General features: G+C 70.9%; 6 protein-coding genes. 3 read left to right on the forward strand and 3 right to left on the reverse strand.

Annotated elements, in window-relative coordinates:
• Positions 1-16 precede the first annotated feature (16 nt).
• Entirely contained in the window at positions 17-1,003 is a 987-nt protein-coding gene (locus ABZ749_RS25275) for a 4-hydroxy-3-methylbut-2-enyl diphosphate reductase (protein WP_357202744.1), read from the forward strand.
• A gap of 41 nt (positions 1,004-1,044) precedes the next feature.
• Positions 1,045-1,479, forward strand: coding sequence for a hypothetical protein (locus ABZ749_RS25280; protein ID WP_112581935.1), 435 nt, complete (start codon positions 1,045-1,047; stop codon positions 1,477-1,479).
• Between the two features lie 73 nt (positions 1,480-1,552).
• Here the strand turns inward: ABZ749_RS25280 and ABZ749_RS25285 are convergent, their stop codons facing one another.
• Positions 1,553-4,849: a S8 family serine peptidase gene (locus ABZ749_RS25285; protein ID WP_357231971.1), complete on the reverse strand. Its 3,297-nt coding sequence runs from the start codon at positions 4,847-4,849 to the stop codon at positions 1,553-1,555.
• Between the two features lie 137 nt (positions 4,850-4,986).
• A complete protein-coding gene (locus tag ABZ749_RS25290; protein ID WP_357231974.1) occupies positions 4,987-6,162 on the reverse strand; it encodes a DNA recombination protein RmuC in 1,176 nt (391 codons plus the stop codon).
• 54 nt (positions 6,163-6,216) lie between these two features.
• On the opposite strand from ABZ749_RS25290, the gene ABZ749_RS25295 reads away from it, so the two are divergent.
• Positions 6,217-7,035 (forward strand): hypothetical protein, encoded by an 819-nt coding sequence (locus tag ABZ749_RS25295; protein WP_355009429.1) that lies wholly within the window; start codon positions 6,217-6,219, stop codon positions 7,033-7,035.
• Between the two features lie 68 nt (positions 7,036-7,103).
• On the opposite strand, the gene ABZ749_RS25300 is transcribed toward ABZ749_RS25295, so the two are convergent.
• Positions 7,104-7,354 (reverse strand): phosphoenolpyruvate carboxylase (locus tag ABZ749_RS25300; RefSeq protein ID WP_357231978.1); only part of this gene is annotated, 251 nt, incomplete at its 5' end.

The following is a 7,354-nucleotide window of genomic DNA, read 5'->3' on the forward strand; positions in this document are numbered from 1 at the left end:
CACGTACGATGGGGTGGTGACTGAGGCTCAGGCGACTCACCGGACCGGCAAGCGCGTGCTCCTGGCCAAGCCCCGCGGCTACTGCGCGGGTGTCGACCGCGCCGTGCAGACCGTGGAGGAGGCGCTGAAGCTCTACGGCGCCCCGATCTACGTGCGCAAGCAGATCGTGCACAACAAGCACGTGGTGCAGACCCTGGAGGCCCAGGGCGCCATCTTCGTCGAGGAGAACGAGGAGGTGCCGGAGGGCGCCACCGTCATCTTCTCCGCGCACGGCGTTGCGCCGGAGGTCTACGAGCAGGCCAAGGCACGTTCGCTGAAGGCCATCGACGCGACCTGCCCGCTGGTCACCAAGGTGCACCACGAGGCGCGGCGCTTCGCGGCCGAGGACTACGACATCCTGCTCATCGGCCACGAGGGGCACGAAGAGGTCATCGGCACCGCCGGTGAGGCCCCCGCGCACATCCAGCTGGTGGACGGCCCGGACGGCGCCGACAAGATCACCGTACGTGATCCGGAGAAGGTGGTCTGGCTCTCCCAGACCACGCTCTCGGTCGACGAGACGCTGGAGACGGTGGCCCGCCTCAAGCAGCGGCTGCCGCTGTTGCAGTCCCCGCCCAGCGACGACATCTGCTACGCCACCTCCAACCGGCAGCACGTGATCAAGGAGATCGCCGCCGACTGTGACGTGGTGATCGTGGTCGGCTCGACGAACTCCTCCAACTCGGTCCGCCTGGTCGAGGTCGCCCTGGACGCCGGCGCCCGCGCCGGTCACCTGGTCGACTTCGCGCACGAGATCGACGACGCCTGGCTGGAGGGGGCCACCACGGTTGGCCTGACCTCGGGCGCGAGCGTCCCGGACGACCTGGTCCAGGAGGTGCTGGTCCACCTCGCCGCGCGCGGCTTCGCCGACGTCGAGGAGATCACCACCGCCAACGAGCGGCTCACGTTCTCGCTTCCGCAGGAGCTGAGGCGGGACATGAAGGCCGCCGCGGCGCGCGGCTGAAGCACGGGAACGAACTCGGGTCGGCGTACGTCAGATTCGGCATGAGGACTCTTCGGCTCGCCGTCCCCGCGCTGGCCGTCTGCGTGGCGCTGAGCGCCTGCGGCGGCCAGGGTGTCGGGGGCGGCACACCCACCCCGACACCGACGGGAGCACAGCCGGTGACCAGCCAGCCCACGCCCGACCCGACGCCCTCGCCGGAGACCGGCACCCGGAGCGTGCCGCCCGGACTGAAAACTCCGAAACCGGGTGGCCCGAGCACGCCGCCGGGCGTCGGGGCCACCACCCTGAGCGGCACCGTGCAGGGCGGTGTGGAGCCCGGCTGCGTGCTGCTCGACGGTTACCTGCTGCTCGGCGGCCCGCGTGAGGTGCTGACGCCGGGCGCCCGGGTCGAGGTCACCGGTCGGGTGGAGCCCGGCATGATGACCACCTGCCAGCAGGGCACCCCGTTCGTCGTGACGGCAGCCCACCGGTCCTGACCCTTCCCACCCCTGACCGGCAGGAGCCCGCCCCCGAACGTGGGGACGGGCTCCTGCCGGTGTTACGAGCGGATCAGTTCACCGCACCGATGGACACGTTGCCGCGACCCACGATCGCACCCTCGCTGGTGACGATCGCCAGTTCACCGGAGAGCTGACGCCCGTCGGCCGGGACGGCCACCGCGGTCACCGTGCCGGTGATGGTGGCCGACTCGCCGTGCATCAGCGGCACCGCGACGGCCGGAGCGGTGATCGTGCCCAGCGACGCGGACGCGAACGCGTCGTAGTAGTCGTAGGCGGTGCTCGTCCCCGGCCCGTCGACCCCGTACGGCTCCACCACGACGCGGTAGGTGCCGGCGGCCGGGTTGGTCAGCGTGACCGCCTCCTCCGAGTCGCCGTCCGCGGCCCGGCCGACCTCGGTGGTACCCCGGTAGACGAACAGGTCCAGGTCAGCGCCCGCGTTGGCGGGGTTGCCGATCCGGGCGGTGAACGTCGACGTACCCGCCGGGATCTCGACGGTCCACTCCTGGTTGGGACCGCCCTCGGTGATGGTCGGACGCTCGGTCCGCACACCGGTCAGCGCGCCGCTGCGGCCGCTGACCGAGACCGGACCGAAGGCGTTGGTGACCTTCCAGCTCACCGGGGTCGGCTCGCCGGCCTCGACACTGGGCAGCTCGACCAGCGCCGGCTCGACCGTCAGGCCCTGCACCCGTGCCTGGAGCTTGAACGGGTTGTTCAGCGCCGGGGACGTCCGCCGCGCCTCCACCTCGATCTCCCAGACCCCGGGAAGCGGGTTCTGGTAGTCACGCTCCTGCGGCTTGCAGACGTTGACGTCGGAGAAGTTGGTGTAGCAGACGGTGCTGGTGGTGGCCTCCACCGGCACACCCAACGGGTTGATCGCGATGAACCGGGTCTGCGAATCGGTGGCGATCCCGGAGAGGTTCACCTGGAGTGCCTTGGCGCCCTCCGGCACCGTGACGAAGTACGACGTGAAGCCGTTGCGGTCGACCGAGCCCTCGTTCGCGTACGAGAAGTTGGGCTTCTTCACGTCGTTCGAGGCCACCACCACTGTGGACACCTCGAAGTCGACGACGTTGGTGGCCGGATCGTCGATCCGCACGATCGCGCCGTGCGCGCCCTCGGTGGCCGGCTTGGCGGTGACGCTGATGGTGACGGCCTTGTTGAGCGGCAACGCGACGGTCTTCGGCGCCTTGAAGGTGCCGTCGTTGCCCTGGAGCGTGATGGTGTGCTTGATGGTGCCGGCCGGGCCGCTGGTGCGGGTGAGCTTGACCGGGTACGTCTTGCTCTGGCCGACCTTGTGGCCGCCCTCGGACGAGGTGCAGCGGTTGTAGACACCGGTGCCCCGGCCCGGGTTCGGCACGAACTTCACGCCGTTCCAGATGGTCAGCTGCTCCGCCAGGGGGCTGCAGACCGGTGCGTCGGAGACGTACGACCGGGTTTCGACGCCCTGGCGCAGCAACTGCCAGGCGCCCGGAACGTTGACCATGCCGTAGCCCTGCGCGTACGTCGGCACGTCCGCGATCGGCTTGGCGGAGCTGAACAGCGCCCGCCGCAGTGCGGCCGGGCTGACGCCCCGGTCGGTGGCCTTGGCCGCCGAGAGCAGCAACGCGCCGGCGCCGGCGGTCTGCGGAGACGCCATCGAGGTGCCGTTCAGCATCGCGTAGCCCGGGGGCAGCGCGTAACCGGCCTCGGGGACCGGGGCTCCGAGCTGCCAGGTCGGTGCGGTGGAGATGGCCGAGCCGGGGGCGGCGATGTTCGGCTTGAAGCCGCCGTCCTCGCGCGGGCCACGGGAGGAGAAGTTGAACAGGGCGTTCTTCTTCTTCACGACCGAGCCGTAGTTGGCCAGCCAGGTGTCCTTGCTGATGTTGGCGGCAACGCTGATCACGTTGCTGGCCACCGACGGGTCGCCGACGGTGTTGAGACCCGGGCCGGAGTTGCCGGCCGAGATGACCACCTGCACGCCGTACGTCTCAATCAGTTCGTTGTAGAGGTTCGTCCGCGCGTTGTTGCCGTCGTTCAGGCCCGGAAGGCCACCGATCGACATGTTGACGATGTCGACGCCACGGTTGGCCACCAGGTCGATCATGCCGGTGGTGAGGGCAGCCGCGCTGCAGCCGCCGCCCCAGGAGCAGGCGCGGGCGGAGACCAGCTTGGCACCGGGCGCGGCACCGTCGAAGGCTCCGTTGCCGAGCATGTCGTTGGCGGCGGTGATGCCGGCGACGTGGGTGCCGTGGGTGCTCTCGACGATGCCGATGTTGACGTAGTCGTAGGTGCCCGGCAGGCCGATCGGCGTGGTGTTCACGTTCTTGCGGAACTCGACGACGAAGGGCTGCCGCTCAGCGACCGGGGTCGCCGGGTTGTCGGTACCGAAGTAGCCGATGTCGTACTTTTCCTTGTACGGCCGCATGACCGGGTCGTCGGTGAAGTTGAGGTTCTGGTTGGCGTCCACCCGGATGTTGTTGGTGGCCGGGTCGAAGAGCACACCCCAGGTGTCGGTCGTGTCGCCGTCGCGGTTGACGTCACCCCGGGCGTCGCTCGCTGCGGTGACCGACTCGCTGAACAGGTTGAACCGGTACATGCCGGCCGGTGCCGTCCAGGTACCGCCGGCGATGGTGAACGACGGGCCGGTGACCTCGGCCTGCATCCGCCGCCACGAGCCGTCCTCCAGCGGATCGGTCGCGGTGACCCAGTCGACGATCTTGCGCTCGCCGGTCGTGGTCTGCTGCAACGCCGGGTGGGCCAGGTCCACACCGGAGTCCATGATGCCGATCGTGACGCCCCGGCCGTCCCACTCGGGATGGGCCGCGGTGAACGCCACCGCGCCGGTCTCGTTCGTCGGCATGTAGGGGTTGTCGGCCGGGGTGGTCTCTCCCGGCGCCGCGACGGTGGCCTGCCGCGCGCCGGCGGTGCCGGTGGCGGTGCGCTCCGGGGCCGGGTCCGGCAGTTGGATGACCTCGTCCAGGTCGACGGCCGAGACGCCCGGCAGCCGTGCCGCCTTGAGGACCCGGTCGGTCGGAACCTTGGCCAGCACGAAGCCGACCCTGTCCTGCCGCTGGCTGACAGTGCCGCCGAGCTTGGTGAGGCTGTCGGCGACGTCCCCCGCCTCACCCTTCTCGGTGGCGACGATCAACGTGACGGTCGGAGCCTTCTTGGCGCGGGCCTCACTGAGCAGTTTGGCGTCGTGGGCGCCCAGCGTCTCGGCGGCGGTGGCCGGGGAAGCGTCCGGTGTGGTGGCGGGAGCGGCGGCCGCGGTGGCGGCACCACCCATCGTCGTCATGGCGCTCGCCGCCAGGACCGACGCGAAGAGCGCGGCTGAGGTGCGCCGGCTCAAATTTCGGAGTCTGCTCACGTTCTCTTTACCTCCAGAGAACAGGGCCCTTCATGCAAGGGCGCTCGGGTGAGCAGAATCTTTCGTGGTAGCGGAGAGCACTGTCACTACTGGTCAGTCCCTTGTGACCAGTTCGTGACATGCGGGTATACGCACTGTCACATGATCGGCGAGCGGTTCGAGACCTCGTCACCGGCCGGATCGGCGAGCTCGGGCGCCTGCGGTTGCCGGGGCGTCAACTCGACCTGGACCGGGGTGGCCAACTCGTCGTCCGACACGCCCAACTCGGCGAGCTTGCGGGCGCTGACCAGCACCCGGGCCTCCAGCGAGCCGACCGCCCGGTTGTAGGCGGTCACCGCACCAGCCAGCGAGGACCCGAGCTTGCCCACGTGGTCGCCCAGGGTGGAGAGCCGGCCGTACAGCTCCCGGGCGAGAGTGTGCACGGCGAGCGCGTTGCGGGCCAGTGCCTCCTGCCGCCAGGAGTAGGCCACGGTGCGGAGCAGCGCGACCAGTGTGGCCGGCGTGGCGAGCACCACGTTGCGGGTGAAGGCGTGCTCCAGCAGCGACGGGTCTCGCTGGAGCGCGACGTCGAGGAACGGATCGGCCGGGACGAACAGCACCACGAACTCGGGCGAGTTGTCGAACGCCGACCAGTACGACTTGGCGGCCAGGGCGTCGACGTGCCCCCGCAGGTGCCGCGCGTGCGCGTCGAGGTGGGTGTCCCGGCCGCGCTCGTCGCGGGCCTCCATGGCTGTCAGGTACGCGTCGAACGGGGCCTTGGCGTCCACCACCACCGAGCGACCACCGTGCAGGCGAACCACCAGATCCGGTCGGACGACCTGCTGGTCGGTGGCGGCGGTGACCTGCTCGGAGAAGTCGCAGTGCTCCAGCATCCCGGCAGCCTCGACGATCCGGCGCAACTGGTGCTCACCCCAGCGGCCCCGCACCTGCGGTGCGCGCAGCGCCGCCACCAACTGCTTGGTCTCGGTACGCAGCTCACCGGAGACCGCGTTCATCGAGCGGACCTGCTCACGCAGCTCGGCGTACGCGTCGACGCGGTCGTGCTCCAGCTCGGCCACCCGCTGCTCGTAGCGGCGCAGGGTGTCGTGCAGCGGCGCGACCGCCCGGGCCACCGCCTCCTGGGACTGTGCGGTGGCCTCGTAGCTCAACGCCCGCATGGACTGCTCCAGCCGACCCTCACCCTCCCGGGTGGCGGCCAGGGTGGCATCCAGCCGGGCGATGTCGGCGGCCGACCGCGACCGGGCCGCGAGCCATCCCACCGCCCCGCCGGTGCCGAGGCACACGATCACCAGGAGCAGCGTCGAGACGTCCATCACCGGAGCTTGCCAGACGGATACGACGTGCGACCCGGGGGTACGTTCGATGACATGGAACTTGTGCTCTGTCTCGCCGTGGTGCTGGTCGGCGCGCTGGGCGCCGCCGCGCTCGTCCGCGCTCAGGCCGGTGCCCGTCGGCGCACCGAGCTCGCCGACGCCCGCGCGGAGGCGCAGCGGTGGTACGAGCGCCTCGGCGGCCAGTTGATGAACCTGCACGGCGACGACCCGGCGGTACGCCAGGCGCTTGCCGACGCCGGTGAGCGGTACAACGCGGCGGGCTCCCAGCTGGAACAGGCGTCCACGCCGCACCAGTTCGGGCTGGCCCGGGAGACCGCGCTGGAGGGTCTGGCGTACATCCGGGCGGCGCGCACGGCGCTGGGCATCGATCCGGGCCCCGAGGTGCCGACCCTGGCCGCCGCCCGCGGCGTGGGGCAGCTCACCAAGGAGCGTGAGGTCGATGTGCAGGGGCAGACCTTCCGGGCCGGGCCGCAACCCGGCCGGGAAACGCCCTACTACTACCCGGGTGGGCGTTATCAGGGTCGACCGGTGCCCGCCGGCTGGTATTCGACGCCCTGGTGGAAGACGGCGCTGGGTGCCGGTGCCGGTGTGCTCGGCGGCATCCTGATCGCCGACGCGCTCTTCTCGCCCGCCTTCGCCGACCCCGGGTACGGCTACGACGCCGGCTACCAGGAGGGCTTCGGTGACGGCGTCGACCAGGGGGGCGACGGCGGCGACCAGGGCGGGGACTTCGGCGGCGGCGACCAGGGCGGCGACTTCGGCGGCGGCGACTACGCCGGCGGGGACTTCGGTGGCGGCGGCTTCGGCGGTGGCGACTTCGGGGGCGGGGACTTCGGTGGCGGCGACTTCTGACGGTCGTTAGAACCCACCGGAACGGGCCCCGGTCGCAACGACCGGGGCCCGTTTTCCGTACCTCTTGATCAGCCGGTGTTGCGCATCCCGGCCGCGATGCCGTTCACAGTGGTGAGCAGCGCGCGTTCCAGGGCGGTGCCGTCGCTCGGCGCGCGTCGGCCGCCCGGTGCGGTGGCGACCGCCCGGCCGGCGGCACCCGACTCCCGGTACTGCCGCAGCAGCGCCACCTGGAGATGGTGCAGCGGCTCCAGGTAGGTGTCGCGGACGGCCAGGGTGCGCTGGAGCACCGGCGAGTTCTCCAACAGGGCCGGTGAGGCGG

The organism is Micromonospora sp. NPDC047753 (assembly GCF_040642735.1).
GTDB lineage: Bacteria > Actinomycetota > Actinomycetes > Mycobacteriales > Micromonosporaceae > Micromonospora.

What these genes read in the sequence shown, in the direction of transcription:
- ABZ749_RS25295 (WP_355009429.1), top strand. Translation starts at nt 6,217, where the DNA reads ATGGAACTTGTGCTCTGTCTCGCCGTGGTGCTGGTCGGCGCGCTGGGC.
- ABZ749_RS25280 (WP_112581935.1), top strand. Translation starts at nt 1,045, where the DNA reads ATGAGGACTCTTCGGCTCGCCGTCCCCGCGCTGGCCGTCTGCGTGGCG.
- ABZ749_RS25290 (WP_357231974.1), bottom strand. Translation starts at nt 6,162, where the DNA reads ATGGACGTCTCGACGCTGCTCCTGGTGATCGTGTGCCTCGGCACCGGC.